The organism is Candidatus Nanosynbacter sp. TM7-087 (genome assembly GCF_022828365.1).
Lineage (GTDB): Bacteria > Patescibacteriota > Saccharimonadia > Saccharimonadales > Saccharimonadaceae > Nanosynbacter.
In genome coordinates this window covers 37,729-63,290 of record NZ_JAJQJU010000002.1, presented here as the reverse complement: position 1 = coordinate 63,290, position 25,562 = coordinate 37,729, and the positions used below count along the sequence as shown (strand labels likewise).

At 43.3% G+C, this 25,562-nt stretch carries 29 protein-coding genes, 1 tRNA gene and 1 pseudogene; 28 read left to right on the top strand and 3 right to left on the bottom strand.

Annotated elements, in window-relative coordinates; all coding sequences use genetic code 11:
* Nucleotides 1-5 precede the first annotated feature (5 nt).
* The 24 genes and pseudogenes from murJ to ruvA all read left to right on the top strand — a co-directional run bounded on the left by murJ (nucleotide 6) and on the right by ruvA (nucleotide 20,102).
* A complete protein-coding gene (gene murJ, locus LRM41_RS03220; RefSeq protein WP_243819431.1) occupies nucleotides 6-1,658 on the top strand; it encodes a murein biosynthesis integral membrane protein MurJ in 1,653 nt (550 codons plus the stop codon).
* Nucleotides 1,658-2,533: a GTP-binding protein gene (locus LRM41_RS03215; protein ID WP_243819430.1), complete on the top strand. Its 876-nt coding sequence runs from the start codon at nucleotides 1,658-1,660 to the stop codon at nucleotides 2,531-2,533. Before murJ ends, LRM41_RS03215 begins: the two co-directional genes overlap by 1 nt.
* A 48-nt stretch (nucleotides 2,534-2,581) precedes the next feature.
* Nucleotides 2,582-2,758: pseudogene (locus LRM41_RS03210) on the top strand (transposase); the annotation flags it as partial.
* A gap of 46 nt (nucleotides 2,759-2,804) precedes the next feature.
* Complete coding sequence (locus tag LRM41_RS03205) at nucleotides 2,805-3,068, top strand: SemiSWEET family transporter (protein WP_061582780.1); 264 nt, start codon at nucleotides 2,805-2,807, stop codon at nucleotides 3,066-3,068.
* A gap of 217 nt (nucleotides 3,069-3,285) precedes the next feature.
* The gene (locus tag LRM41_RS03200) at nucleotides 3,286-3,600 is read left to right on the top strand and encodes a dUTP diphosphatase (protein WP_129744686.1); all 315 of its coding nucleotides are present in this window, start codon (nucleotides 3,286-3,288) and stop codon (nucleotides 3,598-3,600) included.
* A 75-nt stretch (nucleotides 3,601-3,675) separates the two neighbouring features.
* Complete coding sequence (locus LRM41_RS03195) at nucleotides 3,676-4,146, top strand: hypothetical protein (RefSeq protein ID WP_243819429.1); 471 nt, start codon at nucleotides 3,676-3,678, stop codon at nucleotides 4,144-4,146.
* Between the two features lie 110 nt (nucleotides 4,147-4,256).
* A complete protein-coding gene (locus tag LRM41_RS03190) occupies nucleotides 4,257-5,219 on the top strand; it encodes an elongation factor 4 family protein (RefSeq protein ID WP_129744684.1) in 963 nt (320 codons plus the stop codon).
* A 2-nt stretch (nucleotides 5,220-5,221) separates the two neighbouring features.
* Nucleotides 5,222-5,680 carry a 5' nucleotidase, NT5C type gene (locus LRM41_RS03185; protein WP_243819428.1) on the top strand — a complete coding sequence of 153 codons (459 nt, stop codon included), beginning with the start codon at nucleotides 5,222-5,224 and terminating at the stop codon, nucleotides 5,678-5,680.
* A gap of 9 nt (nucleotides 5,681-5,689) precedes the next feature.
* Entirely contained in the window at nucleotides 5,690-6,400 is a 711-nt protein-coding gene (locus LRM41_RS03180) for a guanylate kinase (protein WP_243819427.1), read from the top strand.
* The gene (locus LRM41_RS03175) at nucleotides 6,397-7,764 is read left to right on the top strand and encodes an LssY C-terminal domain-containing protein (RefSeq protein ID WP_243819426.1); all 1,368 of its coding nucleotides are present in this window, start codon (nucleotides 6,397-6,399) and stop codon (nucleotides 7,762-7,764) included. The genes LRM41_RS03180 and LRM41_RS03175 overlap by 4 nt, the downstream gene beginning before the upstream one ends.
* A gap of 50 nt (nucleotides 7,765-7,814) precedes the next feature.
* Nucleotides 7,815-8,525, top strand: a complete 711-nt coding sequence (locus LRM41_RS03170; protein ID WP_129631658.1) for a transcriptional regulator — start codon at nucleotides 7,815-7,817, stop codon at nucleotides 8,523-8,525.
* A gap of 18 nt (nucleotides 8,526-8,543) precedes the next feature.
* Entirely contained in the window at nucleotides 8,544-9,008 is a 465-nt protein-coding gene (locus LRM41_RS03165) for a nucleotide exchange factor GrpE (RefSeq protein WP_243819425.1), read from the top strand.
* Between the two features lie 145 nt (nucleotides 9,009-9,153).
* Nucleotides 9,154-11,043 carry a molecular chaperone DnaK gene (gene dnaK, locus LRM41_RS03160; protein WP_243819424.1) on the top strand — a complete coding sequence of 630 codons (1,890 nt, stop codon included), beginning with the start codon at nucleotides 9,154-9,156 and terminating at the stop codon, nucleotides 11,041-11,043.
* Between the two features lie 102 nt (nucleotides 11,044-11,145).
* A complete protein-coding gene (dnaJ, locus tag LRM41_RS03155) occupies nucleotides 11,146-12,255 on the top strand; it encodes a molecular chaperone DnaJ (protein ID WP_243819423.1) in 1,110 nt (369 codons plus the stop codon).
* 55 nt (nucleotides 12,256-12,310) lie between these two features.
* The gene (locus LRM41_RS03150) at nucleotides 12,311-12,817 is read left to right on the top strand and encodes an ATP-dependent zinc protease family protein (protein ID WP_243819422.1); all 507 of its coding nucleotides are present in this window, start codon (nucleotides 12,311-12,313) and stop codon (nucleotides 12,815-12,817) included.
* A complete protein-coding gene (locus LRM41_RS03145; protein ID WP_178142762.1) occupies nucleotides 12,817-13,734 on the top strand; it encodes a RimK family alpha-L-glutamate ligase in 918 nt (305 codons plus the stop codon). The genes LRM41_RS03150 and LRM41_RS03145 overlap by 1 nt, the downstream gene beginning before the upstream one ends.
* Before the next feature lie 24 nt (nucleotides 13,735-13,758).
* Complete coding sequence (locus LRM41_RS03140; protein ID WP_243819421.1) at nucleotides 13,759-14,250, top strand: DUF192 domain-containing protein; 492 nt, start codon at nucleotides 13,759-13,761, stop codon at nucleotides 14,248-14,250.
* The gene (locus LRM41_RS03135) at nucleotides 14,247-14,726 is read left to right on the top strand and encodes a hypothetical protein (RefSeq protein WP_243819420.1); all 480 of its coding nucleotides are present in this window, start codon (nucleotides 14,247-14,249) and stop codon (nucleotides 14,724-14,726) included. The genes LRM41_RS03140 and LRM41_RS03135 overlap by 4 nt, the downstream gene beginning before the upstream one ends.
* A 47-nt stretch (nucleotides 14,727-14,773) precedes the next feature.
* A tRNA-Lys gene (locus LRM41_RS03130) sits at nucleotides 14,774-14,850 on the top strand.
* A 64-nt stretch (nucleotides 14,851-14,914) separates the two neighbouring features.
* Nucleotides 14,915-16,366: a ComEC/Rec2 family competence protein gene (locus LRM41_RS03125; protein WP_243819419.1), complete on the top strand. Its 1,452-nt coding sequence runs from the start codon at nucleotides 14,915-14,917 to the stop codon at nucleotides 16,364-16,366.
* Between the two features lie 47 nt (nucleotides 16,367-16,413).
* Entirely contained in the window at nucleotides 16,414-17,130 is a 717-nt protein-coding gene (locus tag LRM41_RS03120; RefSeq protein ID WP_243819418.1) for a YebC/PmpR family DNA-binding transcriptional regulator, read from the top strand.
* A gap of 99 nt (nucleotides 17,131-17,229) precedes the next feature.
* Entirely contained in the window at nucleotides 17,230-19,029 is a 1,800-nt protein-coding gene (locus LRM41_RS03115) for a lamin tail domain-containing protein (RefSeq protein WP_243819417.1), read from the top strand.
* A gap of 16 nt (nucleotides 19,030-19,045) precedes the next feature.
* Entirely contained in the window at nucleotides 19,046-19,519 is a 474-nt protein-coding gene (gene ruvC, locus LRM41_RS03110; RefSeq protein ID WP_243819416.1) for a crossover junction endodeoxyribonuclease RuvC, read from the top strand.
* A gap of 7 nt (nucleotides 19,520-19,526) precedes the next feature.
* Complete coding sequence (gene ruvA / locus LRM41_RS03105) at nucleotides 19,527-20,102, top strand: Holliday junction branch migration protein RuvA (protein WP_243819415.1); 576 nt, start codon at nucleotides 19,527-19,529, stop codon at nucleotides 20,100-20,102.
* Nucleotides 20,103-20,149: 47 nt separating this feature from the next.
* On the opposite strand, the gene LRM41_RS03100 is transcribed toward ruvA, so the two are convergent.
* Nucleotides 20,150-20,701: a DUF4352 domain-containing protein gene (locus LRM41_RS03100; RefSeq protein ID WP_243819414.1), complete on the bottom strand. Its 552-nt coding sequence runs from the start codon at nucleotides 20,699-20,701 to the stop codon at nucleotides 20,150-20,152.
* Between the two features lie 179 nt (nucleotides 20,702-20,880).
* Here LRM41_RS03100 and ruvB point away from each other — a divergent pair, with 179 nt between their 5' ends.
* Nucleotides 20,881-21,879 (top strand): Holliday junction branch migration DNA helicase RuvB, encoded by a 999-nt coding sequence (gene ruvB / locus LRM41_RS03095; RefSeq protein ID WP_243819413.1) that lies wholly within the window; start codon nucleotides 20,881-20,883, stop codon nucleotides 21,877-21,879.
* Nucleotides 21,880-21,988: 109 nt separating this feature from the next.
* The gene (locus LRM41_RS03090; RefSeq protein WP_243819412.1) at nucleotides 21,989-22,825 is read left to right on the top strand and encodes a PH domain-containing protein; all 837 of its coding nucleotides are present in this window, start codon (nucleotides 21,989-21,991) and stop codon (nucleotides 22,823-22,825) included.
* A 4-nt stretch (nucleotides 22,826-22,829) separates the two neighbouring features.
* Here LRM41_RS03090 and LRM41_RS03085 read toward each other — a convergent pair whose 3' ends face one another.
* Nucleotides 22,830-23,222 carry a type II secretion system protein gene (locus LRM41_RS03085; RefSeq protein ID WP_146423220.1) on the bottom strand — a complete coding sequence of 131 codons (393 nt, stop codon included), beginning with the start codon at nucleotides 23,220-23,222 and terminating at the stop codon, nucleotides 22,830-22,832.
* Between the two features lie 67 nt (nucleotides 23,223-23,289).
* On the opposite strand from LRM41_RS03085, the gene recA reads away from it, so the two are divergent.
* Together recA and LRM41_RS03075 are read left to right on the top strand one after the other, a co-directional pair.
* Nucleotides 23,290-24,345 carry a recombinase RecA gene (gene recA / locus LRM41_RS03080; RefSeq protein WP_275973500.1) on the top strand — a complete coding sequence of 352 codons (1,056 nt, stop codon included), beginning with the start codon at nucleotides 23,290-23,292 and terminating at the stop codon, nucleotides 24,343-24,345.
* Between the two features lie 11 nt (nucleotides 24,346-24,356).
* On the top strand, nucleotides 24,357-25,010 hold the full coding sequence (locus LRM41_RS03075; RefSeq protein ID WP_243819411.1) for a regulatory protein RecX: 654 nt from the start codon (nucleotides 24,357-24,359) through the stop codon (nucleotides 25,008-25,010).
* On the opposite strand, the gene LRM41_RS03070 is transcribed toward LRM41_RS03075, so the two are convergent.
* Entirely contained in the window at nucleotides 25,007-25,555 is a 549-nt protein-coding gene (locus LRM41_RS03070; protein WP_243819410.1) for a PRC-barrel domain-containing protein, read from the bottom strand. The genes LRM41_RS03075 and LRM41_RS03070 overlap by 4 nt on opposite strands.
* Nucleotides 25,556-25,562 lie beyond the last annotated feature (7 nt).

The window sequence follows — 25,562 nt, the reverse complement described above, 5'->3', positions numbered from 1 at the left end:
ATACTATGGGGCGCGTTCGTAGTACAGTTACGAAAATAAATCAGCGGCTTAATGTTAAATTGGCTGCTACGATTATGGCTAGCTCGACGTTGCTGTCGAGCTTGCTGGGATTTTTCCGTGATCGTCTACTAAACTCAGCCTACATGCCAAGTAAAAATGGAGTATCGGCGGGATACCCGGTTGGACTAGATGCTTATACGGCAGCTTTCATGGTGCCAGATTTTATGTTTGCAGTGCTGGTTTCTGGTGCGCTTAGTGTGACGTTTATTCCAGTTTTTAATGAGCGCTGGGTCAAGGGTAATAAGCAGTCGGCTTGGCAAATTAGCTCGAGCATGATCAATTTTATGGCGCTAATAACCATGGCGGCGTCGGTGTTGATTATTATCTTTGCCGATCCGTTGATGAAGTATCTAATCGCACCTGGTCTGAGCGAGTCTGGCCATGCTTTGGCGGTTAGTATGATGCAGGTGATCGCGGTTAATCCGTTTATTTTTGCGGTTGCGGCGGTGATTGCTAGTATTCAGCAAGCGGTCGGGCGATTTATGTTCTGTGCGCTGGCGCCAATGCTGTATAACGTCGGTATTATTATTGGTACGGTGTGGTTTACTGGTGGCGTCAATTTATTCGGCTGGCAGATTTTTGACGGCGGCATTATGGGCGTGGCGCTAGGCGTGGTTTTGGGGTCGTTTTTGCAATTGATCGTCAGCGCGGTTGGCTTGGCTGGACTTGGGTTTGATTACAATTTCAAGATTTATTGGCGAAACAAGGGTTTTAGGAAAGTTTTATCTTTGCTGCCAGCGCGTTCTGTCGATCAAGGAATGGATTATGTGGTTAGCTTGGTCGAGGTCAATTTGGCTTCGCGCTTGGCTGATGGAACGGTTAGGGCGTACCAGCAGGCTTTAACTCTTCATATGATGCCGATCAATCTTATTGGCGTGGCGATTTCAAATGCCGCCTTTCCTCAATTGACTGAACATTTGGGCGAAGGTCGAAATGACCTATTTCAAAAAGACCTGCGTTCCCTGCTGAGAATTATTTTTTGGATGGCACTTCCGGTGTCGGTGGTGATTTTCTTTACCAGGGGATACGTCGTGCACTTTATTAGTAATGGTGGTGTTCCACTAATCGCGGGAATTTTGGGCTGTTTGGTCGTGGCAATTTTATTCCGAACTATTTACCATATGGCTGCGCGAGCATTTTACGCTCGACAAGATACGAAAACTCCGCTGTATATTTCAATTTTCTCGATTACTTTGAATATTATTTTAGCAATTGTTTTATCGATGGTCTTGAAAATGGGCGCGTATGGATTGGCTTGGGCTCAATCGACAGTGGCGGTTTTGGAAGTGGTTGTTCTTTTGGCGGTTATGAATCGTCAAATGCCAAAATTATTCGATATGACGTTTGTGCGAGCGATTTTTAAGATGATACTTGCTGGAATTATTACGGGTGTAGTTTGTTATATTGGTGTGTTGGTTTTGCCATTTCGTTACCATGACGACAGCTTCTTTAGCGCTTTTCCGAAATTCGTTATCATTTCAATGGTTAGTTTTGGCGCGTATGCCGCGGCTTCGAAGTGGCTAAAATTGCCAGAAATTGACCCGATCTTATCGCGATTGAAAAAAGTGTTATTTGGACGATTGGAGTTTAAGGACTAATGGAAAATATTCGGAATTTTTGTATTATTGCTCATATTGACCACGGTAAGTCTACGCTGGCCGATCGAATGATGGAGATGACTGGGACGGTAGAAAAGCGCGAGATGAAGTCGCAGTTGCTGGACTCGATGGATTTGGAGCGGGAAAAAGGCATTACTATTAAGTTGGCGCCGGTGCGAATGCGATATAAAAATGTAGATCTGAATTTGATTGACACTCCGGGACATGTCGATTTTAGCTATGAAGTTTCGCGTAGTTTGCAGGCTTGCGAGGGCGCGATATTAGTGGTTGATGCCAGCCAAGGAATTCAGGCGCAAACATTGTCGAATGTTTATCTGGCAATGGAGCAGGATTTGACAATTATTCCGGTTTTGAATAAGGTTGATTTGCCGGCCGCTGATATACCGCGCGTATCCAGACAAGTTATTAATTTGTTGGGTTGCGACGAGAGCGAGATTATTCATATTTCTGCTAAAACTGGTCAAAACGTAGATAAGGTTTTGGATGCGGTTGTCGAGCGAATTCCGGCACCAACTGGCGAGGCTGATGGTCCGACTAGGGCGTTGATTTTTGATAGCTATTATGACGATTATCGTGGCGTGATTTTATACGTGCGGGTGGTTGACGGGCGAATTAAAAAGGGCGAATCTATCCGAATGATGGCGACTGGCGCAGATGGACTAGCTCTGGAAGTCGGTCATCTTAACCCAGCCATGCAACCCGACCCTTCGCTTGAAACTGGCGAAATTGGCTATATTGTGACAAACCTGAAAACGACACGCGAGGCGCGGGTTGGCGATACGGTAACACTGGGGAGATATTTAATTAAGATTAAAAAGGGAAACCACGAATCTACAAACAATAAGCTTAACTGAATTTTTTTGGCGTTGGTTCGTAGTATTGACGCGTATGATTGCTGAAATCAGTTTCCTTACCAGATTTGGCATAGCATTTATTCGACAAAACTCATTAAGTCTCTTAATAAAGAAATCAAACGTCAAACGAAATAGAAGGTTCTTTTTCCTAACGAGGAGGCTCTGGAACGTTACTTAGTTACTTTGTTTGAAGACTCTACTAGAGTGTTTACACAAAATTATTGACAGCATCTTTTCCTTTATAATATAATAAAACCTCATGAGGTATTATATGTCTAAACAAAAAATTAATCGCTTTGTCGGATCTATTGGAGCTTTTATTGGGATCCTTGTCTTTATTGCATATATTCCACAAATTATCGCTAACCTACAAGGAGAAAAAGCTCAACCATTCCAACCACTATTCGCAGCAGTTTCTTGTTTAATTTGGGTAATCTATGGTTGGACAAAAGAACCTAAAAAAGACTGGATCCTCATCATTCCCAATGCAGCGGGAGTGATATTAGGCGGTTTAACTTTTATTACTTCTTTATAAAAGTTATATAAACAAAACCAGCAACTTCATAAAAAAGTTGCTGGTAGAGATTTTGGACTATCACAGGAAAAAATATTTAACCAAAGTGATATATTGTTTGATAAATCAGAGTATAATAGTAATTAAAAATAGGATTGGATAGCGAGCAGATTCTTGCTTCCTGCTATGTTTATATTCCATCAAGTGTAAGTTAATTAAGATTAAAGAAGGAAAAATCATGAATCCACAAACAATCAGCTTAACTGAATTACAAAAACACCTCGATCAAACATGTAAAGAGAAGGGGTGGGATAAAAATTCTGTCACTGAAGTGTTCTTATTGTTTACTGAGGAAGTTGGCGAGCTGGCAAAAGCAGTTCGCAAAGAGACAGGATTTAAGGGTGAGAAAAAACCTGACAATCACGACAATCTGCGCGAGGAGTTCGCGGACGTGCTGAACTATTTGATGGAATTGGCAAATCGGTTTGATGTCAATTTGGCGGAAGTGTATTTTGAGAAGCACAAGATCAACCAGACGCGACAGTGGAAATAGTACATACCAGTATTGAAAAGCGCAGATGTAATAAAATGCACGAAATAGGTATTGATATATCTGTTGTTGGCGATTATGAGTAATTTCAAAAACTTTACAGAGAAGATTAGATGTCGCGTAATTCCGATAACACGCGACCACCGCGTGTGGTTGGACGAGAAAATTGTTGACGATGATTCGTATAGTATTTTTATGAATGGACGATCATACGAACTTGGTGAAGAATACGATGACTTTCTGTATGTCACTGCTGACAACTTTGCCGAACTAGCAGACGTTATTCTCCGCGAGTTGTATGCGCGCGGATTTTCATCGTCAGACTATAAACTGATCAACGAAAATTATGTTCATCTAGATTATAGCTTTTTGAGCGATGACATACCTTGGATCGCTTGGCGTAATGTTGATGTGATAGTTAAGGGTGATATTACTGACGAGAAGGATTATCGTCGCGACAAAGCTAAACGCGGTCGGTGGATGAGCTACGCTGAACTGGTTCAGACTATTAGCAAGAATCAAGCTCATAAGATTTTTGAGCAGTTATAGATTAGACCTCAGTGTGTAAGGAATAATTTGCTGAGAATAAGTAGGTATGCAAGTAGCGATTTACTGTGCGTTTATATAAAAACATTGAGCTGATATAATAACAAATAGTTATGACTGAAAAAATTACCGTCCAGCCACTTCCAGGCTATAAAGAAGTTAAGCCGTTTGTCTATGCGGGGTTTTTCCCGGTGTCCAATGAAGACTATAATGACCTGAAAGAAGCAATTGAAAAGTTGAGCCTGAGCGATTCGGCGCTGCAATTCGAGCCGGAGAATTCGCCGGTTTTGGGCTATGGTGTGCGAATCGGATTTTTGGGTCTGCTTCATATGGACATTATTCGCGAGCGATTGGAGCGTGAATATAATTTGGATTTGATTGTGACCAATCCGAGTACTGATTATCAAGTTAGTTTGACGAATGGAGAGGAGCTGGATATTAAATCTGCTAGTGAATTGCCCGACCCGGCGCAAATAAAAGAGATTCGCGAGCCGTGGATTGATGGCGAAATTGTCGTGCCGCAGGATTACATTGGTGCGGTGATTCAGCTGATTGTGAGTAAGCGTGGTCGCCAGAAAAACCTGAGTTACATTGACGAGCGGGCGCTGATTTCATTTGCGGCGCCACTTGCGAATTTATTGACGGATTTTTATGACCAATTGAAATCTATTACCAGCGGCTACGGTTCGTTTAATTATGAGTTGGCAGATTATCAAGTGGAAGATTTGGTGCGCGTCGATTTTTATGTGGCGGGCGAAATGGTTGATTCGTTGAGCGTAATGTGCCATCGGTCAGAATCTCAACATTTGGGGCGTGAGATTGTTAAGAAATTGAAAGAAGTTGTGCCGCGCCAGAGCTTTGAGGTTTCATTGCAGGCGGCAATTGGTGGTAAATTTATTGCCAGGGAAAATATCGGCGCTTACCGAAAGGACGTTACGGGTTATCTTTACGGCGGCGATGTCAGTCGTAAAAAGAAGCTTCTCGCCAAGCAGGCGCGTGGTAAAAAACGAATGAAGCGCTTCGGCAAAGTTGACATACCAAGTGAAGCGTTTATGGTGATGCTAAAAAGGGATTAATTATGAAAAAACCTATTGTTTATATTGATATGGATGGTGTTTTGGCGGATTTCAAATCTGCTTTAACAAAAATATCGCCCGAGTTGATTGATGAGTTTGCTGGTCAGCACGATAATATTCCAGGAATTTTTTCTTTGATGGAACCTATGCCTGGAGCTATCGAGGCGGTTTACGCTCTGAAAGACAAATACGATTTATATATTTTATCTTCCTCTCCGTGGGAAAATCCGACGGCTTTGGGTGATAAGTTGGCGTGGGTGAAAAAGTATTTTGGCGGCGAAGGTTCGGATAATGTTTTCTTCCGTAAGGTTATTTTTTCGTCAGCAAAGAATTTGAGTCGAGGCGATATTTTGATTGACGATCGGACGGCGAATGGTGCGGGCGAGTTTCCTGGTCGGCTTATTCGTTTTGGAAGTTCTGAATTTCCCAATTGGCAATCTGTACTTGATGAGTTATTATAGGTAAATATTATGCTAAGTATTGAAGATCTTATTACAAATTATCAGCCAACTGAATCGACAATTGAGTTGGTCAAAAGTACGAAAATTGCGCTGCTCGCGGGAATTTCTGGTGCGGGCAAAGACACGATAAAAAAACAATTGCTGAAGTCGACGGAGTTTCGCGATATTGTTTCTCACACTACGCGTGCGCCACGCACAAATAATGGATGTGCCGAGCAAGATGGAATTGATTATCACTTTATTGATTTGCAAACTGCCGAAAATATGCTACAAAATAATGAATTTATTGAGGCAAAGTTTGTCCACGGTACAGTTTATGGGACATCGGTGGCTGAGCTGAAATTAGCGCATGATCAGAACCGCGTGGCAATTACCGACATTGACGTTCAGGGCGTGGAGGAGTATGAGCGACTGGCGCCAGATAGCATTGCGATTTTTATTGTGCCGCCAAATAGCCAAACTTGGATTGAGCGATTAAAAAAGCGTTATGCAACCGAAGAAGATTTTCAGGCGGAGTGGCCAAAGCGCCATGCTTCAGCGATAAAAGAGTTGGCTTACGCGCTTGAAGTTCCGTATTATCACGTGATTATCAATGACGATTTGGAGCGAGCAATTCGAGTGACCGAGGAAATTATTTTGCGCGGCGACGTGTTTAAGCGTCAAGATGACGAGGCGCGTTTGGTAGCTCGAAATCTCCTCAATGATATAATTAATCTATGAGTTCAGCAAAAACTCCAAAAAAAATAGCAGCCAGGCAAGATCGCTCCTTGAAGACCTTGACTGCATTGTTAGACCAATCCTTTTTTATCTTTGCAGGTTTGGCGTCGTTTTGGTTGGCGTGGTTGGTGCTTAGAGAAGGTTGGGCGACGGGCGGTTGGTGGCTGGTTGGCTTATTCTTTGTTGTGTGGATAATTGTAGCATATTTGGCGTTGCCTAGACTTCATCGAATTTTGAGCAATATGTACGTACCGAATTATTTTATCGGCAGGACGCGAACGGCGGACGGAGTATTAAGCGACCCTGTCAATTTGAGCGTGCGTGGCTCGGAAGAAAAGCTCCATAAGGCAATGACTGAGGCTGGCTGGGTTTTGGCGGATGACATAACTCCAAGATCAGCTTGGAAAATGGTGCTTACTGTGCTTAGTGGTCGTAGTTATCCAAATGCGCCAGTGTCGCCAGCATTTTTGTTTGGCAGACGGCAAGACTTTGCTTATCAGCAGGAAGTTGACGGCAATCCAAGGCGTCGTCATCACGTTAGGTTTTGGCGATGCCCAACTGGCTGGCTTCTTCCTGGCGGTCATCGAGTTGATTGGTTGGCGGCTGGTACATACGATAAGAGTGTTGGCTTTTCTTTGTTTACTTTTCAGTTCACACATAAAATTGACGAGAATATTGATATTGAACGAGATTATATCATTGAGTCAGTTAAAAGTAACAATAAAAATGTTAGAGTGACGATATTAAAGGATTTTTCAACGGGTTATCATTCGCGCAATGGTCTTGGAGATTCTATCCGCACTGATGGCGATTTGCCAATTTTGGGAGTTGGTCGAATAAAGGCTGGTGATAATGTCACCGCTTCAACGCGGCTCGGGGTGATTATGGATGGCACAATTTATGATCGTCATCCACGAAATCACGAAACTTTATTGGAAGAGCTTTGGAGTCGCCGACCACCGCAGATTTTAATTGGCGGTGGACTAATGATTCTGGCGTCGTTATTCACAATTGGGCAAATGTTGGTGGACTTTTCTAGCTGGCCGACGACTTTGGTGCAGGTTGTGAATATTGACGGAATTGATATAAATGCCGCGAATACTATGTTGTCAATGATGGCTGGCTTTAATGTTCTGCTGGTCGTGGCGGAAATCGTGCTGGTTGGGTTGTTGCTTCGAGGAAGTAGTCGGGCGCGAATCTCACTACTTTCTGTGGCGACATTAGCTATTGTCACCGAATCTTTATCCGTGACAATTGGGCGAATTAATGCGTCGATTATGCTGCTTTTGATCTCAATTGGCGTGCATATTATGATCATGATGTTGTTCTCTTCAGATGCAGCGCGCTACTTTACGGAAAGACGATAAGGCTTGGCACTCTGCTTGTATGAGTGCTAGATTTGCGATATAATTGGACTATGACCGAACGTCAACAAGCAATCCTTGTCGCTATTATTGAGCAATACGCTGAAATTGCGGCGCCAGTTGGTAGTGTAACGCTAGCCAAGTTATTTGGCGTGAGTAGCGCAACGATTCGCAGTGAGATGGCAAAACTTGAGGAGATGGGATTTATTGAGGCGCCCCACACGAGCGCAGGTCGAATTCCGACAGATAAGGGATATCGTTTTTATGTCAATGGAATCACGGCGGCGCAAATGACGGAATTGCCGAGTGGTATTGATAGCAGCACGAAGGCAATTGAGGCGCACGTCAATTCAAATGTTGATACTTCAGACAAAGCGATTCGTCGAGCAGTTGATGGTTTGGTGGAAATGACTGGCAATTTTGGTTTTGCGTCGTTTGGTTCGAGTTTGTATATGAACGGAATGACTCAGTTATTCAGTCAGCCAGAGTTTGGTGATGGCGATCACGTCCAGGCGGTTGCTAAATTGATTGACAATATCGAGCCGTGGCTGCGCGAAGCGGCACCGGACGAACCGCTAAATGTGTTTATTGGTAGCGAAAACCCAATCGGTAAAAGTAGTGGAGCTACGTTGATTATAAGTAAATTTAAGTCATCGTCTGGCGGCGATAATTACATCGGTGTGATTGGTCCGACGCGACAAAATTATCGTCGAACGATGGAGCTGGTGCGCCGTACGGGTGCGATGTTGGAAGAAGTCTTGTAGTGCTTAAAAGGAGGAAAAATGACGAAGAATAAAAAAGCTGAAGATTTAGAGAAAGAAGTTGCTGAGCTGACGTCGGATCTGCAGCGGACTCGAGCGGATTTTGAGAATTATCGTAAGCGCGTGGAGACAGAAAAGCAATCAGCTCATGAGTTGGGTCAAACTAAGTCGGTGATGAAATTATTGCCAGTTATTGATACAATTGAGCGAGCTGTTGCTAACGTCCCAGAGGAGATTCAAGATAATGCGTGGGTTAAGGGCGTGGCTGGTCTGAATAAGCAACTTGACAAGCAATTGAAGGAGATTGGTTTGGAGAAAATTGACGCCAAACCCGGAACTTTGTTTAATCCTGAATTTCATCAGGCTGTTCAATTTGACGAATCAACGGATGGCGACAAGGAAGTTGTTGCCGAGGAGCTTCGTGCTGGCTATACTTTGAATGGTTCAGTCATTCGCGACGCAATGGTAAAAGTTGCTCGTCAATAATTTGATTAAGAAAAAACTATGTTTAGCACTCTTGACATGAGAGTGCTAATTATTTATACTGAGATAGTTGGCACTCGCCACGAAAGAGTGCTAGAATGAATATAAGATATAGACCAGATGTGATCATAACAGAAAGGGGAATCATATGGGTAAAATTATTGGTATTGACCTCGGTACAACCAACAGCGCGTTTGCGTATATGCTAGCTGGCAAGCCAGAGGTTATTTCTAATGCTGAAGGTAATCGCACTATGCCATCTGTGGTTGCGGTTAATAAAAAGGGCGAACGACTCGTCGGTCAAGTTGCTCAGCGTCAGCGTGTAACAAATCCAAAAAACACGATTTACGGCGTTAAGCGTTTGATTGGTCGTAAGTTTGATGACAAGGAAGTGCAAAAAGACTTGGATATCATGCCGTACAAGATTGTTAAAAAAGGTACTGGTGTGGCAGTCGAAATGGGCGATAAGGAATACACGCCAGAAGAAGTTTCAGCAATGATTCTTAGTAAAATCAAGGCTGACGCCGAGGCTTTCTTGGGTGAAAAAGTAACAGAGGCAGTGATTACGGTGCCAGCTTACTTTGACGATTCGCAGCGCCAAGCGACTAAGGATGCTGGTAAAATTGCCGGATTAGAAGTTAAGCGTATTATCAACGAACCAACAGCTGCGGCTTTGGCGTACGGTCTGGAGAAGGGTAAGAACGACGAAACTATCGTAGTGTTCGACCTTGGTGGCGGTACGTTTGACGTGTCGGTACTGGAACTGGGTGACGGCGTATTTGAAGTTAAGGCAACCAATGGTGATACACACCTTGGTGGTGAAGATTTCGACAACGCTATTGTCAATTACTTCTTGGACGACTTCAAGTCGAAGGAAGGAATTGATCTTCGTAAAGATAATGCAGCGATGCAACGCCTGAAGGATGAGGCTGAAAAGGCAAAGAAAGAATTGTCGACGGTTACGGAATATGAAGTCAACATTCCATTTATTACCGCCGATGCTGACGGTCCAAAGCACTTTGAGATGAGCTTGAGTCGTGCCAAGTTGGAAGATTTGGTTAAGGATTTATTGGATCGCTTGGATGGTCCAGTAGAAAAGGCTTTGAAGGACGCCAAGCTTTCTAAGTCCGATATTAACAATGTAGTTATGGTTGGTGGAATGACTCGTATGCCAGCTGTGGTCGAGCGCGTAAAGAATTTCTTTGGAAAAGATCCAATGCAAGGCGTGAACCCAGATGAGGTTGTGGCTGTTGGTGCCGCAATTCAAGGTGGTGTCTTGGCTGGTGATGTTAAGGATGTGTTGCTTCTGGATGTGACTCCGCTTTCTCTTGGAATTGAGACGATGGGCGGCGTATCGACGAAGTTGATTGACCGAAATACGACGATTCCAACAAGCAAGAGTGAAGTTTTCTCGACGGCTGCGGATAACCAGCCTCAGGTGGAAATTCACGTTCTTCAGGGTGAGCGCGAATTTGCCAATGATAATAAAAGTTTGGGTCGTTTTGTGCTTGACGGTATTGCGCCAGCACCGCGCGGTGTGCCTCAAATTGAAGTGACCTTTAACATTGACGCCAACGGTATTCTTAATGTTACGGCTAAAGACAAGGGAACAGGCAAAGAGCAATCAATCACTATTCAAAACTCTGGCAATATGAGTAAGGAAGATATTGAGAAGGCGCAAAAAGAAGCCGAACTTCACGCGGACGAAGATAAGAAAAAACGCGAAACTGTCGATACGAAGAATCAGCTTGAAAACGCTATTTATCAGGCAAAGAAAATGCCGGACGAATTCAAAGATAAGATTTCTGACGACGACAAGCAAGCGATTGAAAAGGCTGTCGAAGAGGCTGAAAAGCACAAAGATTCTGAAGATAAGGACGAATTGGACGCTGCAATTAAAGCCTTGAATGATGCGATTATGCCAATTGGGGCTAAGATGTATCAACAATCAGCCGACGATAAAAAAGCTGACGAAGCTGGCGACAAAAAGTCTGATAAAGATGAGCCGGTCGAAGGCGAAATTGTCGACGAAAAATAAACTTAACGTCTTTACAAAGAAGGCTGCTCGATAAAAAGAGTGGCCTTTTTTGGACTTAGCACTCTTGTACTGAGAGTGCTAAACGCGTATAATATATAAGGTATGAGCAAGCGTGATTATTATGAAATATTGGGCGTTCCAAAGACCGCTTCTGAAGATGAGATAAAAAAGGCTTTTCGTAAATTAGCAATCAAATATCATCCTGACAAACAGGGTGGCGACGAGGCTAAATTTAAGGAAATTAATGAAGCCTATGAAGTTCTGAAAGACAAACAGAAGCGACAGCGTTATGATCAATTTGGTCATGCTGGCGTTGGTGGCGCGTCTGGTGGCGGTTTTTCTGGTAATCCGTTTGAAGGATTTGGTGGATTCGGCGGTCAAAACGTTCACTTTGATTTTGGTGACGGTGGACTAGGTGATATTTTTAGCCAATTCTTCGGTGGTGCGGCTGGCGGCGCTGGAAATGGTCGTTCGCGTGGGCGTGATGTTGAAACTAGTGTAACACTAAGTTTTGAAGACGCGGTATTTGGTGTAGAAAAGAAAATTAGTTTAATGCTGGATGTTGAATGTGAGCATTGTCATGGCGATGGCGCCGAGCCTGGATTTGGAATGAAAACATGCCCAACTTGTAAGGGTGCGGGTCAGCAAACTCGAACGATGAATTCGCTGTTTGGGCAAATTCAGCAGGCGGTTGTTTGTGAAACTTGTCACGGTAAGGGAAAAGTTCCTGAAAAAGAATGTTCAGTTTGTCGAGGAAAAGGCACGACCCGACAGAATCAGGATATCACTATTAAAATTCCGGCAGGGATTGATGATGGCGCGACAATTCGTCTGCGAGATCGTGGAGAAGCAATTGCTGGTGGTAGTAGAGGTGATTTATATGTCCACATTCGCGTTAAGGCGCATAAAAAATTCACTCGTGAGGGTAATATTATTCTTAGCGAAGAGCATATTTCTATGGTTGATGCGGCGCTGGGAACGGAGATTGATGTGGAAACTGTGGACGGCGTGATAACGATGAAAATTCCAGCGGGTACTCAGAGCGGCACCGACTTCAAGTTGTCAGACCATGGCGTGCCGCACTTACATAGTGAATCTCGTGGTCCGCATATTGTGGGTGTTATTGTTGATACGCCAACCAAATTGACTAAAAAGCAGAAGGAGCTTTTGGAGCAGTTTAAGGGCGCGAAAAAACGAGGGCTATTCTCTTAAATAAGCACAGCTTAGATATTGATATATATCATAAATTATGCCATAATATTGACGTATGAAAGAAAAATCCATTATTGGGTCAACCGAGTTTGTGAACTTCGGCGAGCGAGCGCAAAAAGTCCCAGCTAAAATTGATACGGGCGCCGATTCCAGTGCGGTTTGGGCGAGTAATATTCGCATTGATAAAGATGGGGTGTTGAAATTTTCTCTGTTTGGCGAAGGCTCGCCGTACTATAATGGTAAAATATTTAAGAGAACTGATTATTCGGTGGCGAGGGTGCGCTCCGCAATGGGGCATGAGCAGATTCGTTATCGAACGCACTTTTGGGTAAAAATTAGTGGGCGAAAAATTAAAATGTTAATGAATTTGTCTGATCGATCAAAAAATGAATTCCCTGTGCTAATCGGAAGACGGTCGATTTCTGGAAAATTCCTAGTGGATGTCTCAAGAAAAAATGTTCGCAGGAAAAAACCGTCCGTAACTACTAGTCTTAATGAAGAAATAAAATTGAATCCATACGAATTTTATAAAAAATATCATCAGAAAGGTGAAGAAAAATAATGCGAATTGCAATCTTATCTAACGGCAACATTAATTATTCGACGCTTCGCCTGAAAGAAGAGGCTGAAAAGCGCGGTCATCAAGTCAAGGTTATTAAGTATAAAAACTGCTACGTTTCAATTGACGAAAAGCATCCGACGGTTATTTACAAGGGTAAAGAGATTGGTGAATTTGACGTGGTGATTCCGCGAATCGCGAGCCATATGACAAAGTATGGAACAGCGGTTTTGCGTCAACTAGAAATGATGCACCCGAAGGCGTTTTTTATGAATCGCTCGATTGCAATTACTAGGGCGCGGGATAAATTGCGCTCAACACAGTTATTAGTTAAAGCGGGAGTGTCGATTCCGAAGACGGTCTTTTCCCGAAACGCGACTGACATTGATTCGCTAATTGAAGAGATTGGTGGTATGCCGGCGATTATTAAGTTGGCGCGTGGTACGCACGGAAATGGCGTGGTTCTGGCGGAAACTAAAAAGGCTGCCAAGTCGGTTCTGCAGGCATTTTATTTGACAAATTCTGACGGCACCAACGTATTGCTACAGGAGTTTATTAGGGAGTCGGCTGGTGTCGATATTCGTGCGTTTGTGGTTGGTAGTCAAGTGGTGGCTAGTATGAAGCGTCAGAGTTTGGACGATGATTTTCGTAGCAATTTGCACAAGGGCGGCGAAGGAACCAGTATAAAATTGACGGATTCTGAACGTAAAATGTGCGTGAAAGCCGCTAAGGCAATGGGATTAACGGTTGCCGGAGTCGACTTCATGAGATCAAGCCGTGGTGCTTTGGTGTTGGAAGTTAATGCTAGTCCAGGATTTGGAATTGAGAAGATTACTCGCCGAAATGTGGCTGGAAAGATAATTGAATACATCGATCGAAACGCCAAGCGTGGCAATAAAAAAGATAAAATCGGCGCTTAAGCATAAACTTGTTATAATAGGTTTATGGACGAGCCTCGTCACTCGACAGTAACTCAAACTGTCATCAAATGGATATTTATCTGCGGTATGCTGATGGTTATTGGTGGGGCAATTTTTTATGCTTTTCGAACGGTTTCGCCAAAAACGGAAATGATTTACCTGAATAAGACGATGCTTCGTGCGGAAATTGCTAATGACGAAGAATCGCAGCGGAAAGGTCTGTCCGGAAGGCTGGGAATTGATGAGAATTATGCCATGCTATTTGTTTTTGATCATAACGATCGTCATAAAATGTGGATGAAAGATATGAAGTTTTCGGTTGATATGATTTGGATTAATGATAAAAAGCGCGTTGTCTATGTAAAACATAACGTCAAGCCAGACGCTGAGCCGCATGAAAAATATGCGCCACCAGTTCCGGCAAAGTACGTATTGGAGGTGAAGGCGGGAGTTGCTAAGCAGGCGAGCGCCACGGTTGGGTCACAGGTAAAATTTGATTTGGAGGAGGATAAATGAGTGTGATAATTTTATTTGGAGCAATTTTAGTAACGGTTTTTGCGGTTGCATTTGTTTCATCTCGAAGATTCGGTCCATTGGCACTGTCGTTGGCGACGGGATTTTTACTATCAGAATGGTGGGGCAGCTGGCTGACGGGGGTGTTGGACGGCTTGAAATTGGAAACTGGTTTATTGCCAAATGGTGTAATTTCGGGATTAGTCTTAACGTTGGTTCCGTTAATTATGCTTCTTCTAAGCGGACCTAGATATCAGAAAAAACATGAGAGAATTGTTTCTGCGGCGGGAGTCGCGTTTTTGACAGCAGCGCTATTGGTGGTTCCTCTGGGAAAATATATATCACTAGACGGACAGGCGCTGGAGTTGTATAAGATTTTTGCGAATAATTGGCGATACGTGGCTACGTTTGGTCTGGTGTGTGGTCTAATTGACATTTTTTCACTACATACTGGCGGACATAAACTAGCTAAGCATTGACCTTTGTGTTGGTTTGTGCTAGGATGAAGAAAGCGGATATTCCGAATGGGTCCATAGCTCAGCTGGTTAGAGCACCTGCCTTTTAAGCAGGGTGTCCCGGGTTCAAGCCCCGGTGGACCCTCCAAATTTGAAATCGACTCCCTTGGCGGAGTCTTTTTTATGGCTTTAGATCCAGCTATACTTTAAGTATGAATAGTTGGCTATTTAATAAGTTGCATATTTCTTGGCTGGTGGCGGCGTGGTGTCTCGGTTTGACAATTGGCGTAATTTCCATCCATTACATACCGCGGTCGTTTGCGGCGAATCCATTATTTTTATTGGTCGGGGTGGCTATTTTCGTAATTGTGGCAATTTGGCGCTGGCGATTTTTTGTGATTTTAGCAATTATTTCTGGAGTTTTGATTGGTCTTTGGCGCGGTGAAATCGGCAGAAAAGGCGTGGAGGTTTATGATTCGTTAATCGGAAAAGTCGCAATTATCCAGGGTCAAGTTTCGGAGGATCCTGATCTCGATAAAAATAGTCAAACGGTTCTTAGACTAGGCAATTTGCGGATGAATAATGAAAAATTGCCAGGGCAAATTTGGGTGACGACGCCAGATAAAAACTCAATTAAGCGCAGTGATATTGTGAGAGTTAAGGGCAAAATGACGGCGGGATTTGGGGCTTTTTCAGCAAGCATATATCGGGCGAAAATTATTAGTGCCGAAAGACCCGTTCCGGGTGATGTGGCGGTGGGAGTTCGTGATTGGTTTGCTGGGCGAGTTCGCACTCACGTTCCAGAGTCTGAATCTGCGCTAGGGCTGGGATTTTTATTGGGATTGCGACGTGCTATGCCAGCTGAATTAAGTGACAATTTAAAAATTGCTGGACTAACGCATATCGTGGTGGCGAGCGGCTATAATTTAACAATTTTAGTTCGTTTAGCGCGACGATTATTTGCCAAGCGATCAAAATATTTAGCGATGCTCAGCGCGGCTGTTATGATAATTGGCTTTATGGCGGTGACTGGATTAAGTCCCAGTATGTCGAGAGCTGGCTTGGTGGCGGGACTGAGTTTAGCGGCGTGGTATTATGGTCGGACAATTCATCCACTGATTCTACTTCCCGTGTCAGCGGCAATCACGCTATTGATAAATCCGCAATTTGGTTGGGGCGATTTGGGTTGGCAATTAAGCTTTGCTTCGTTTGCGGGTGTAATTATGTTAGCGCCGCTTTTACATTCTTACTTTTTTGGCAATAAAGAGCCGGGCGCGTTTCGACAAATTTTAATTGAAACTTTGTCGGCGCAAATTATGACATTGCCGCTACTTATGATGAGTTTTGGGGTTATTAGTAATGTGGCGCTAATTGCGAATATGCTGATCTTGCCGTTTGTACCGCTAGCGATGCTGCTGACGTTTATGTCGGGTGTACTGGTTTTTGTGCCGATGATTGGTGTTTTGATTGCAATTCCGACGACATGGCTACTTGGCTATATGATTCAAGTTACCAATTGGACGGCTGGATTTGAATGGGCTCAAATGGAAGTTAGTATCAATTTGTGGCAGTGTGTGGTTTTATATGTGGCGCTAATTTTGGCAATGATTTGGATGAAAAAGCAAACTAAATTAGACCTCGCTAAGATAAATATTGTGGAGTAGTGTATAATAGTAACAGATTGAAATAGCAAATAACTTTAGGAGAAATTATGTCAGGACACAGTAAATGGGCTACAACTCACCGACAAAAAGCGATTGTTGACGCTAAGCGCGGCGCGATTTTTACGAAATTGGGTAATCAAATTGCTATTGCAGCACGTGGCGGCACAGACCCAGCGCTGAACTCGAGTTTGGCGATGGCAATTGAAAAAGCTAAGGCTGCAAATATGCCTAGCGCAAACATCCAGCGAGCAATTGACCGAGTGGCAGATAAGAGTGCGGCGGCTTTGGAAGAAATTGCTTACGAAGGTTATGGTCCTGGCGGCGTGGGTGTTATTATTGAAACGGCGACAGATAATCGCAATCGAACATTGCCAGAGGTAAAAACTGCGTTGGTTAAAAATGGCGGGCGAATTGCTGATGCTGGTAGTGTGACGTTCCAATTTACGCGCAAAGGCGTCATTACTATCGAAGGCAGCGGGGAAGATTTGTTGCTAGCGGTTTTGGACGCTGGCGCCGAAGATGCTGTCGAGGAAGACGGTGAGATTATCGTGTATACGGAGTTGAAAGATTTGGCGAGTGTGCGAAATAAATTGGTTGAGCAAGGCTTGAAGGTTAAAGATGCGGAACTGCGATATATTGCCAATACGCCGATAGAAATTGCCGACATGGAAACTGCGCAGAAATTGATGAAGATGATTGATGCGTTGGACGATTTGGATGACGTTGTGAACGTTCATACAAATGCGGATATCACGGCGGAATAAAATTATCGCTTTAAGTAATCGCTCCTTTTCTGGGGCGATTTTTAATTTGACAAAAAGTACGCTAAACTAAAGATGATTAACCATAAGCAAGGAGCGAGCATGAAATATTTGCGCAACACACTACTTATGATATTAGCCGCGGCACTAATAATGCCGTCGCCGTTGGTTTTGGCGGAAGGTGCTTCAAATGCTACTCAAGAGTCGAAAGTTGATGACGCTCAGACTGTTGATAATAGTCTTAAATCGACTGAGGAAGCAAAAGATTCAGTTGTTGATAAGGAACAGATCGATAGTAATTCACCTTCTCAATCAAGTGAAAATCCCGAGACTCTACCGGAAAATCCGTCTACAAATGACTCGAATGAAAATCCTATTGCCAATGAGCCTCCAAAGCCTGAATCAAATTCCGAATCTGAGCCGCCAAAAACAGATAATTCAGATAAAAGCACAGAAGAAAATGCGCCGATATTAATTTCAAAGATTAGTCAGGACAAAAAATACGTTGAGATTTATAATCCGACGAATCAGAATGTTAATTTGGCTGGTTGGAAAATAGAGTATTATGCTAGATCTAGCGCTAAACCCGTTGGAAAAATTTTCAAGGATGAAGTAATCTTAGCGAACGGATTTTTGGTTTTGTCGAACGATAAGATGTTGGCAGGCGCCATAAAGTTTGATAATAATTTAGGTTTGGCTCAGAGCGATGGATCGGTCGTGTTGTTGCGCTCGGACGGGTCGGTCGCAGATACTGTTGGTTGGGGGAGTAATTCAAAGTCTGCAGGTTCGCCAATTAAAGGCGGTGTGAAAATTGTTTGGCGCTGTTTTGTTGGTGAAAATATTATTGATTCGAAAAATAATTCCACTGTTTTTTTGTCGAGTAAAGGTTTTGATAATCAGGAAATTGTGCCGTATTCGCGACCAAATTGCAAAACCCCAGATTCCAAATCTGAATCTCCAAAGGAGTTGAATAAATGTGAAGGCCTGAAGTTAAGTGAAATCGCGTCGAATGTTGATGAACAATTCATTGAAATTATCAATTCTGGCGAAAAAACCGTCATTACGACAGGCTGTAAATTGACAGTTGGTGATTCTGGCGTTCGTGAAAATATTGGTGACATCGAATTAAATCCTGGCGAATTTTTAACGATCAAAATAAAAAATACGAATCTGAAATTGCCAAAAACAAAAGGAAAAGTTTATTTACTGGATGAGGCTGGCTCGAAAATTGATTCCGCTGAATATGAGAAGTTATCGAAAAGCTCTTCGTGGAGTTTGATTGATGATGAGTGGATGCAAACGTTTATGATAACTGAAAATTCTGAGAATATCTTTAAGGAATATCCAGACTGTCAGAGTGGTTACGAGCGAAATGTGTTGGGTAAATGTGTGAAAATTTCCGTTCCGCCCATTGAGGTTTCTTGTCCCGCCGGTCAATATCGTCATCCAGAAACTGGCCGTTGTCGAAAAATTGAAGTGGAAAAAACTATTACGCCCTGTAAAGATGGCTATTATCGTAGTGAAGAAACTGGCAGATGCCGATCTATCGCATCGGCTGCGGCAAAAACTTTGAAGCCTTGCCCAGAAGGTCAATTCCGCAATTCAGCTACGGGTCGATGTAAGAAAATTGCCTCCACTGACGATATAGCAAAAGAATGCCCAGAAGGATTTGAGCGTAATCCGCAGACTAAGCGATGCAGAAAGATAAAATCGGCTAGTATGCCGACTGTTGGTTCGGCGGCCGCTGAAGTTAAGCAAGTCGCTGGTGCTACTTGGGGTTGGTGGGTATTTGGTGGCGTGAGCTTACTGGCCGTCGGTTACGGCGTATGGCAATGGCGGTGGGAAATTTCGCAATTTGTACGAAAAATCCACGAAAGCATTAAATCCGCTAACGGCAAATAATTGCTATAATAAAGATATGAGAATTATCGGGATTGACCCGGGAACGGGGATTTTAGGGTTTGGCGTGATTGATTTTTCTCGCGGTAAGTTCAAGATGGTCACGGCGGGAGTTGTGACGACGCCAGCACATACGCCAATTGACGAAAGGCTTGAAGATATTTTTGATAGCCTGACAGAAATTATTGCCGAAACAAATCCTGATGTTATGTCGATTGAAAAGCTATTTTTTGCGCGCAATGTTACGACGGCGATTTCTGTAGCGGAGGCTCGTGGTGTGGCGATGTTGACTGGGCGAAAAGCCGGAATGCTGATTGCTGAATATACACCGTTGCAAATAAAACAGACTTTGACCGGTTATGGAAAGGCTGATAAAAAGCAGGTTCAGGAAATGGTGCGCCTTAATTTGGGTTTGAAAGATGTTCCGAAGCCGGATGACTGCGCGGATGCTTTGGCTGCAGCAATTACACACGCGGCGATGAATCGGGTATAATTGAAATATGATTGCACATGTTTTTGGAAAAGTTGCTGAGAAGTTTAATGGCTCGCTAGTTGTTGATGTTCACGGTGTTGGATATGAAGTTAGCGTGGCGACTAATGATTTTGACGCGGTGATATTAGATCAAGAAGTAAAATTTTATACTTATCATCACGTGCGCGAACAGTCGGAGGAATTGTTTGGCTTTTCTAGTTTGGCAGCGAAAAAATTGTTTGAGATGCTAATCACGGTTCAGGGGGTTGGCCCAAAGGCGGCGCTGGCTATTTTGAGCTTGGGTGATGCCGAGCAAGTGCGCAATGCTATTGCTAATGCTGACAGCAGCTTTGTACAAAAGGCCACTGGCGTCGGCAAAAAAACCGCCGAGCGAGTGGTGGTTGATTTGAGTGATAAAGTTGGTTTACCGACTCATTACGGCCGAACGGAAGCTCCGTTACAGACTGAATTAAACACTTCTGATGAGGCCTTGGAGGCGTTGATGGCTTTGGGCTATACATTAGCGGATGCCACTAAGGCGCTTGAAAATGTCGATGTCAATTTGCCGACATCTCAGCGAGTAACTGAGGCGCTGAAGAAATAAAAAGGACGCTAAAAGCAATAGCGTCCTCGTAATGATAATTAGTTTTCTTACGGCTCAATAATAATTTTTTTATTTGACCAAAATGAAGGCTGGTAGTGAATTTTAATTTTTGAATCTTTCGCTACTTCAAATATGACAGAACCTTCTTTTTTGCCGTTGACTGCTAGGTCGCCAGACCCTAGGTTGTCGCTTGCAGTGAAGGCTGTGCCGCTTGGCCCTTCAATGGCACCATTCGCATCCTCAATTTTCCAGTCGAACGTATTAAATGATAGCTCGCTATCTGATTTGTTGACAATTGACACATTCACTTTAACGAATTCTTTTCCGTCATTAGCCTTAATAAACTGGTTATCTGATTTCCAATTGCGCTCAATTGATTTAACAGTCACCTCCTTGCCGTCGAAAGCGATAGTTTCGCCGACTTTGAAAGTAGTTTTTTCGGTTGGTTTATTTTCCGAAGTAGCGTTATTATTGTTTGTATTGACGACAGTGGCTTTGTTCTGTTGCGATGCGCTAGATACTCCAATCACAATAATAACAATAATTACCCAAAACCACACCTTCTTAAAAATTGGTTTTTTCTCGCTTGTGTTCATCATCCCCTCCTATGAGATGTGCCGCCCAACAAAAAGGACAGCCGTTAAATTTGGCTGTCTACACCTAGAACGCAAGTTTACGCTCGATAACGGCTGCCCATTATGCACGTAAACAATGCGCTCAAAACGCCTGGTTCTAGATGTAGACACCCCTATTGTACTACAAATGATATAATTAGTGTATGGCAATTGAAAGAATAGTTGATACAAGTTCGCATGATGATGATTCTGAAGAACAGCGAATTGAAGTTAGTTTGCGTCCGCAGAGTTTTTCTGAGTATGTTGGTCAGGAAAGATTAAAACGTAATTTGCGCTTGGCGATTGATGCGGCTAAAAAGCGCGGCGAGCCGTTGGATCATGTATTATTATACGGTCCGCCGGGGCTTGGTAAAACAACTATGGCGACGGTGATTGCTAATGAAATGGGTACGAATTTGCGAATTACCAGCGGTCCGGCTATTGAAAAAGCGGGCGATTTGGCATCGATTCTGACTAATTTGTCGGACGGTGATATTCTGTTTATCGATGAGATTCATCGGTTGGGGCGATCAGTGGAGGAGATTTTGTATTCAGCAATGGAAGATTTTAAGCTGGATATTGTGATTGGAAAAGGTCCGGCAGCGCGATCAATTCGATTGGATTTGCCGCGGTTTACGGTGATTGGTGCGACGACGCGAACGGGAAGTTTGGCGGCACCTTTACGTGATAGGTTCGGGCATATTTACCGCTTGGAATTTTATACGCCAGAAGATATTGCGAAAATTGTGACGCGTAGTGCGAAGATTTTGGAATCGTCAATTCGAAGTGAAGCGGCGAATCTATTGTCAACACGAGCACGCTTGACGCCACGTATTGCCAATAGACTTCTTAAGCGCGTCCGTGACTACGCCGACGTTAATGGCGACGGAATAATTGACGTAAAAACTACAACCAACGCTTTGGAGATGCTGGAAGTAGATGAGTTGGGCTTGGATCCGGCTGATCGTAATTTATTACAATCGATTTTGGAAAATTATGGCGATAATCCTGTTGGCTTAACAACAATTGCGGCACTGACTGGTGACGAGGCGACGACAATTGAGGATTTTTATGAGCCATATTTACTGCAAATTGGGTTTATTGAGCGTACGCCGCGTGGCCGTCGAGTGACAATTAAAGCGAAGCGGCATTTGGAAAAATAGTTATCGTATTCCTTGGTTTTTTGTGGTTTAGTTAGAACCGGCAAGTCTAACTGGGTGCTGGCGGTAAAAAACAAGCACACCTTGAGGCGTATCATGCTATAATATAGGCATGAATCCACAAACGTCTCCATCAGAAGATTTAACGCAGCCTGTTGCGTACGATGCTGATGGTCGACCACTGTACCATCATCCACCACAGACCGGTCGTCCAGCTCCGGTTGTGGCGCAGACGAATTCTTACGTGACGGTAAGGCCAGAAATTATTGATGGGGAGAATTTTGATCCGCGATTGCGTAGTCAGTATGCTAATGAACCGCAAGTCGTACATGTTGCCAGGGATATTGACCCGAAACCGTTTACTATCAGTGACGACCTAAAGCAAAAACATGAAAAATCAGTTCAACAATACCCGAATCTCAATTTGAGCGAAGGCGAATATATTATTTTGGACATTAAACGTCATCCAATTGGCATGCTAATCCCGACAGGAATCTCGGTTTTCTTAGTGGGGATGATCATGGTGTTTGTGATGTTTTATCCGTCAATTGCTCGAGATTCGATTATTTCGCCAATGCCGTCACTAACCGATGTGTTTGGCGTGGCAATGTTGCTTATTGGGCTGGTTGCACTTGGTGGTGCGGTGTCTTTGTGGATATATTTGCAGAATCATTTTTACATGACCAACGAAAGTGTGATTCAGGAAATCCAGGGTAGCTTATTTTATAGGCACGAGCAAACGGTGAGCCTAGGCAGTATTGAAGATGCAAGCTTCCGCCAATCAGGCATTATTCAGACTCTTTTCAATTATGGCACGATTCGCCTCAGCACCGAGGGTGAAGAAACGACATATATATTCCATTTTGTGGCAAATCCACGCAAGCAAATTGCGATAATCAATAATGCCATTGAAGACTTTAAGAATGGCCGTCCTGTTTGTGATGATTAGCTAACTATTTGTGGCGACTTTCTTTTATATAGTCATCTTCATCGACAAGCGTCGCAACGAGTTTATATGACTTACATTTTCCGTCATTACAATTTGAAGATTCATAACGATAACTGCTGTCTTTTTCGCCAATTTTCTTACCTTGTGGATCTTTCAATAACGCGGGATCCATAGTCGGAAGCGTACCTTCTTCCAACTTCTCTGGGTAATAGCCATTTTTAACATAAAAACCTTCTTCCAGGCTATAATGCATAGCGTTAATCGCGGTGCGTTTTTCGGCGTTGTTTGATTCGTTGGTCAATTTTGTATATTGTGAGAAACCTAAGATTGCGATAATAATCAAGAAAGTCGCTACAACCAAAAGTTCAATAATAGTAAAACCGTTTCGCTTATTCATGAATGTAATTATAGCAAATCTTGCGACAAATCGGTATAATAAAGGAAGTAACTAAGGAGGGAATGCTATGGCAAAATCAGACAGTAAAACAGTAAATCCAGAAAAGTCAAGTCAGGCATCGGATAAAAAAGTTGATGAAGGTAAGCTTAAGGCGCTTGGTCTAGCAATGGATCAAATTACCAAGCAGTTTGGCGACGGATCAATTATGAAATTGGGCGAGGCTCATAAAGTCGATGTTGAAGTAATTCCTTCTGGCGCTTTGAGTTTGGATTTGGCGCTCGGCGGCGGATATCCAAAAGGTCGTATCATAGAAATCTATGGTCCAGAAAGCTCGGGTAAGACAACATTGACGCTTCACGCTATTGCTGAAATCCAGAAGCAGGGTGGTACGGCGGCGTTTATTGATGCTGAGCACGCTCTCGATCCAGCATACGCTAAGCGTCTGGGCGTGGACACGGAAAATTTGTTGGTTTCTCAGCCAGATAACGGCGAGCAAGCATTGGAAATTACGGAGACGTTGGTTCGTTCGAACGCGGTGGATTTGGTGATAGTTGACTCAGTGGCCGCATTGACGCCACAGGCTGAAATTGATGGCGATATGGGCGATTCTCATATGGGTCTTCAGGCTCGATTGATGAGTCAGGCTCTACGTAAATTGACGGGAATTATCAATAAATCAAAAGCCACGGTGATCTTTATCAATCAGATTCGTATGAAAATTGGCGTGATGTTTGGCAATCCTGAAACGACAACTGGCGGTAATGCGTTGAAGTTTTATGCGTCGCAGCGAATTGATATTCGTCGAATTGGTCAGATCAAAGTTGGCGATGATATTATTGGTAATCGCACAAAAATTAAGGTTGTGAAAAATAAGATTGCACCGCCGTTCCGTGTGGCTGAATTTGACATCATGTACAACGAGGGAATTAGTAAAACTGGCGATATCCTGGACCTAGCGGCAACGCACGGTATAGTTGAAAAGTCGGGTGCGTTTTATAAATATAACGGTGAAACGATTGGTCAGGGGCGTGATAAGACGAAGACTTATTTGAAGGAAAATCCTGAGGTTCTGGTGGAAATTGATCAGAAAGTGCGTGATAAAGTGAAGGAAACGGAAAGTTAATTCATATATAGATGAAAATCACCGATATTTCTCTTCAGACTCGTGATAAAAATCGTGTCAATGTAAGCGTTGACGGGAAATATCGTTTTAGCTTGGATGTATTTCAGGTCGGCGAACTAGGCATTAAGATCGGTCGCGAATATACGGAAGAGGAAATTTCGAGGCTAGAAGACGATAGTCAGTTTGGCAAGTTATATGCTAGATCCATAGAGTACTGCTTAATGCGTCCGCGAGCCATCAAAGAAGTGCGCGATTATCTGCGTCGTAAAACGCTGGCCACTCGTCGACGTTCAACGAAAACTGGAAAAATTATTGAACGTCCCGGAGTGAAGCCGGAGATTACTGAGCGCGTCTTGGATCGTCTTATTGAAAAGAAATATTTGGACGATGAAAAATTTGCTCGATTTTGGTTTGAGCAGCGGTTCATGAAAAAAGGCGCCAGTATTCGTCGTTTGAAGCTGGAGTTGGCGCAAAAGGGAATTGATAATACAACGATTGAGTCGTTAGTTAAAGAGAATATTCGCTCTGATGACGAGGAATTGCGGAAGGTCATTGCTAAAAAACGTTATCGATATAGCGACCAGCAGAAGTTTATGCAATATTTGGCTAGGCAGGGTTTTTCTTACGACGACATTAAGAAGGCTCTTGAAAGCCCAAAAGATTAATCAACTTTCGTAGATTCTGGTTGTGGACGAGGCTGCTTGCGGAATGGATTTTCGTATGAATTTATCTGCGGAATAGGTGTTTTTTCGGCTATATGCGAGATAGTTGCTGATTTTACAACGATTTTATCATCGGTCACTTTTACAATCTGAGAACGATGAATAAGTAGCTCTGTGTCGCCAAAACTTTTCAAGAATGGTCGCCGAATTCGGAGCTGTTGTATAATAAAATTCCCAGCCGCCAACGTATATCCGATAACTTTTCCGATTTTCTTATTCTTTTCATCAATAACCAACTTGTCTTTTAATGCAAAATTGATTTCATAAATTTCTTTTATAGCAATAACATCATCAATGCCTATGATCTCATCGGTTGAATCAATAATCATACCGAGCGGCCCAATTTCTCTGACATCATCAATGCGAAGTAAACTAGGATGTTGGTCCAAAAGTCGCCCCTCGAGCTCATATGCGATTATAGACAGATTCTTCGGATTGATAATTTCCCGCGATGTTCGCGCCAGTTCGGAGCCCGTCTGAAGGCTCATGACGGGA

What these genes read in the sequence shown, in the direction of transcription:
- murJ (WP_243819431.1), top strand. Translation starts at nt 6, where the DNA reads ATGGGGCGCGTTCGTAGTACAGTTACGAAAATAAATCAGCGGCTTAAT.
- LRM41_RS03215 (WP_243819430.1), top strand. Translation starts at nt 1,658, where the DNA reads ATGGAAAATATTCGGAATTTTTGTATTATTGCTCATATTGACCACGGT.
- LRM41_RS03205 (WP_061582780.1), top strand. Translation starts at nt 2,805, where the DNA reads ATGTCTAAACAAAAAATTAATCGCTTTGTCGGATCTATTGGAGCTTTT.
- LRM41_RS03200 (WP_129744686.1), top strand. Translation starts at nt 3,286, where the DNA reads ATGAATCCACAAACAATCAGCTTAACTGAATTACAAAAACACCTCGAT.
- LRM41_RS03195 (WP_243819429.1), top strand. Translation starts at nt 3,676, where the DNA reads ATGAGTAATTTCAAAAACTTTACAGAGAAGATTAGATGTCGCGTAATT.
- LRM41_RS03190 (WP_129744684.1), top strand. Translation starts at nt 4,257, where the DNA reads ATGACTGAAAAAATTACCGTCCAGCCACTTCCAGGCTATAAAGAAGTT.
- LRM41_RS03185 (WP_243819428.1), top strand. Translation starts at nt 5,222, where the DNA reads ATGAAAAAACCTATTGTTTATATTGATATGGATGGTGTTTTGGCGGAT.
- LRM41_RS03180 (WP_243819427.1), top strand. Translation starts at nt 5,690, where the DNA reads ATGCTAAGTATTGAAGATCTTATTACAAATTATCAGCCAACTGAATCG.
- LRM41_RS03175 (WP_243819426.1), top strand. Translation starts at nt 6,397, where the DNA reads ATGAGTTCAGCAAAAACTCCAAAAAAAATAGCAGCCAGGCAAGATCGC.
- LRM41_RS03170 (WP_129631658.1), top strand. Translation starts at nt 7,815, where the DNA reads ATGACCGAACGTCAACAAGCAATCCTTGTCGCTATTATTGAGCAATAC.
- LRM41_RS03165 (WP_243819425.1), top strand. Translation starts at nt 8,544, where the DNA reads ATGACGAAGAATAAAAAAGCTGAAGATTTAGAGAAAGAAGTTGCTGAG.
- dnaK (WP_243819424.1), top strand. Translation starts at nt 9,154, where the DNA reads ATGGGTAAAATTATTGGTATTGACCTCGGTACAACCAACAGCGCGTTT.
- dnaJ (WP_243819423.1), top strand. Translation starts at nt 11,146, where the DNA reads ATGAGCAAGCGTGATTATTATGAAATATTGGGCGTTCCAAAGACCGCT.
- LRM41_RS03150 (WP_243819422.1), top strand. Translation starts at nt 12,311, where the DNA reads ATGAAAGAAAAATCCATTATTGGGTCAACCGAGTTTGTGAACTTCGGC.
- LRM41_RS03145 (WP_178142762.1), top strand. Translation starts at nt 12,817, where the DNA reads ATGCGAATTGCAATCTTATCTAACGGCAACATTAATTATTCGACGCTT.
- LRM41_RS03140 (WP_243819421.1), top strand. Translation starts at nt 13,759, where the DNA reads ATGGACGAGCCTCGTCACTCGACAGTAACTCAAACTGTCATCAAATGG.
- LRM41_RS03135 (WP_243819420.1), top strand. Translation starts at nt 14,247, where the DNA reads ATGAGTGTGATAATTTTATTTGGAGCAATTTTAGTAACGGTTTTTGCG.
- LRM41_RS03125 (WP_243819419.1), top strand. Translation starts at nt 14,915, where the DNA reads ATGAATAGTTGGCTATTTAATAAGTTGCATATTTCTTGGCTGGTGGCG.
- LRM41_RS03120 (WP_243819418.1), top strand. Translation starts at nt 16,414, where the DNA reads ATGTCAGGACACAGTAAATGGGCTACAACTCACCGACAAAAAGCGATT.
- LRM41_RS03115 (WP_243819417.1), top strand. Translation starts at nt 17,230, where the DNA reads ATGAAATATTTGCGCAACACACTACTTATGATATTAGCCGCGGCACTA.
- ruvC (WP_243819416.1), top strand. Translation starts at nt 19,046, where the DNA reads ATGAGAATTATCGGGATTGACCCGGGAACGGGGATTTTAGGGTTTGGC.
- ruvA (WP_243819415.1), top strand. Translation starts at nt 19,527, where the DNA reads ATGATTGCACATGTTTTTGGAAAAGTTGCTGAGAAGTTTAATGGCTCG.
- LRM41_RS03100 (WP_243819414.1), bottom strand. Translation starts at nt 20,701, where the DNA reads ATGATGAACACAAGCGAGAAAAAACCAATTTTTAAGAAGGTGTGGTTT.
- ruvB (WP_243819413.1), top strand. Translation starts at nt 20,881, where the DNA reads ATGGCAATTGAAAGAATAGTTGATACAAGTTCGCATGATGATGATTCT.
- LRM41_RS03090 (WP_243819412.1), top strand. Translation starts at nt 21,989, where the DNA reads ATGAATCCACAAACGTCTCCATCAGAAGATTTAACGCAGCCTGTTGCG.
- LRM41_RS03085 (WP_146423220.1), bottom strand. Translation starts at nt 23,222, where the DNA reads ATGAATAAGCGAAACGGTTTTACTATTATTGAACTTTTGGTTGTAGCG.
- recA (WP_275973500.1), top strand. Translation starts at nt 23,290, where the DNA reads ATGGCAAAATCAGACAGTAAAACAGTAAATCCAGAAAAGTCAAGTCAG.
- LRM41_RS03075 (WP_243819411.1), top strand. Translation starts at nt 24,357, where the DNA reads ATGAAAATCACCGATATTTCTCTTCAGACTCGTGATAAAAATCGTGTC.
- LRM41_RS03070 (WP_243819410.1), bottom strand. Translation starts at nt 25,555, where the DNA reads ATGAGCCTTCAGACGGGCTCCGAACTGGCGCGAACATCGCGGGAAATT.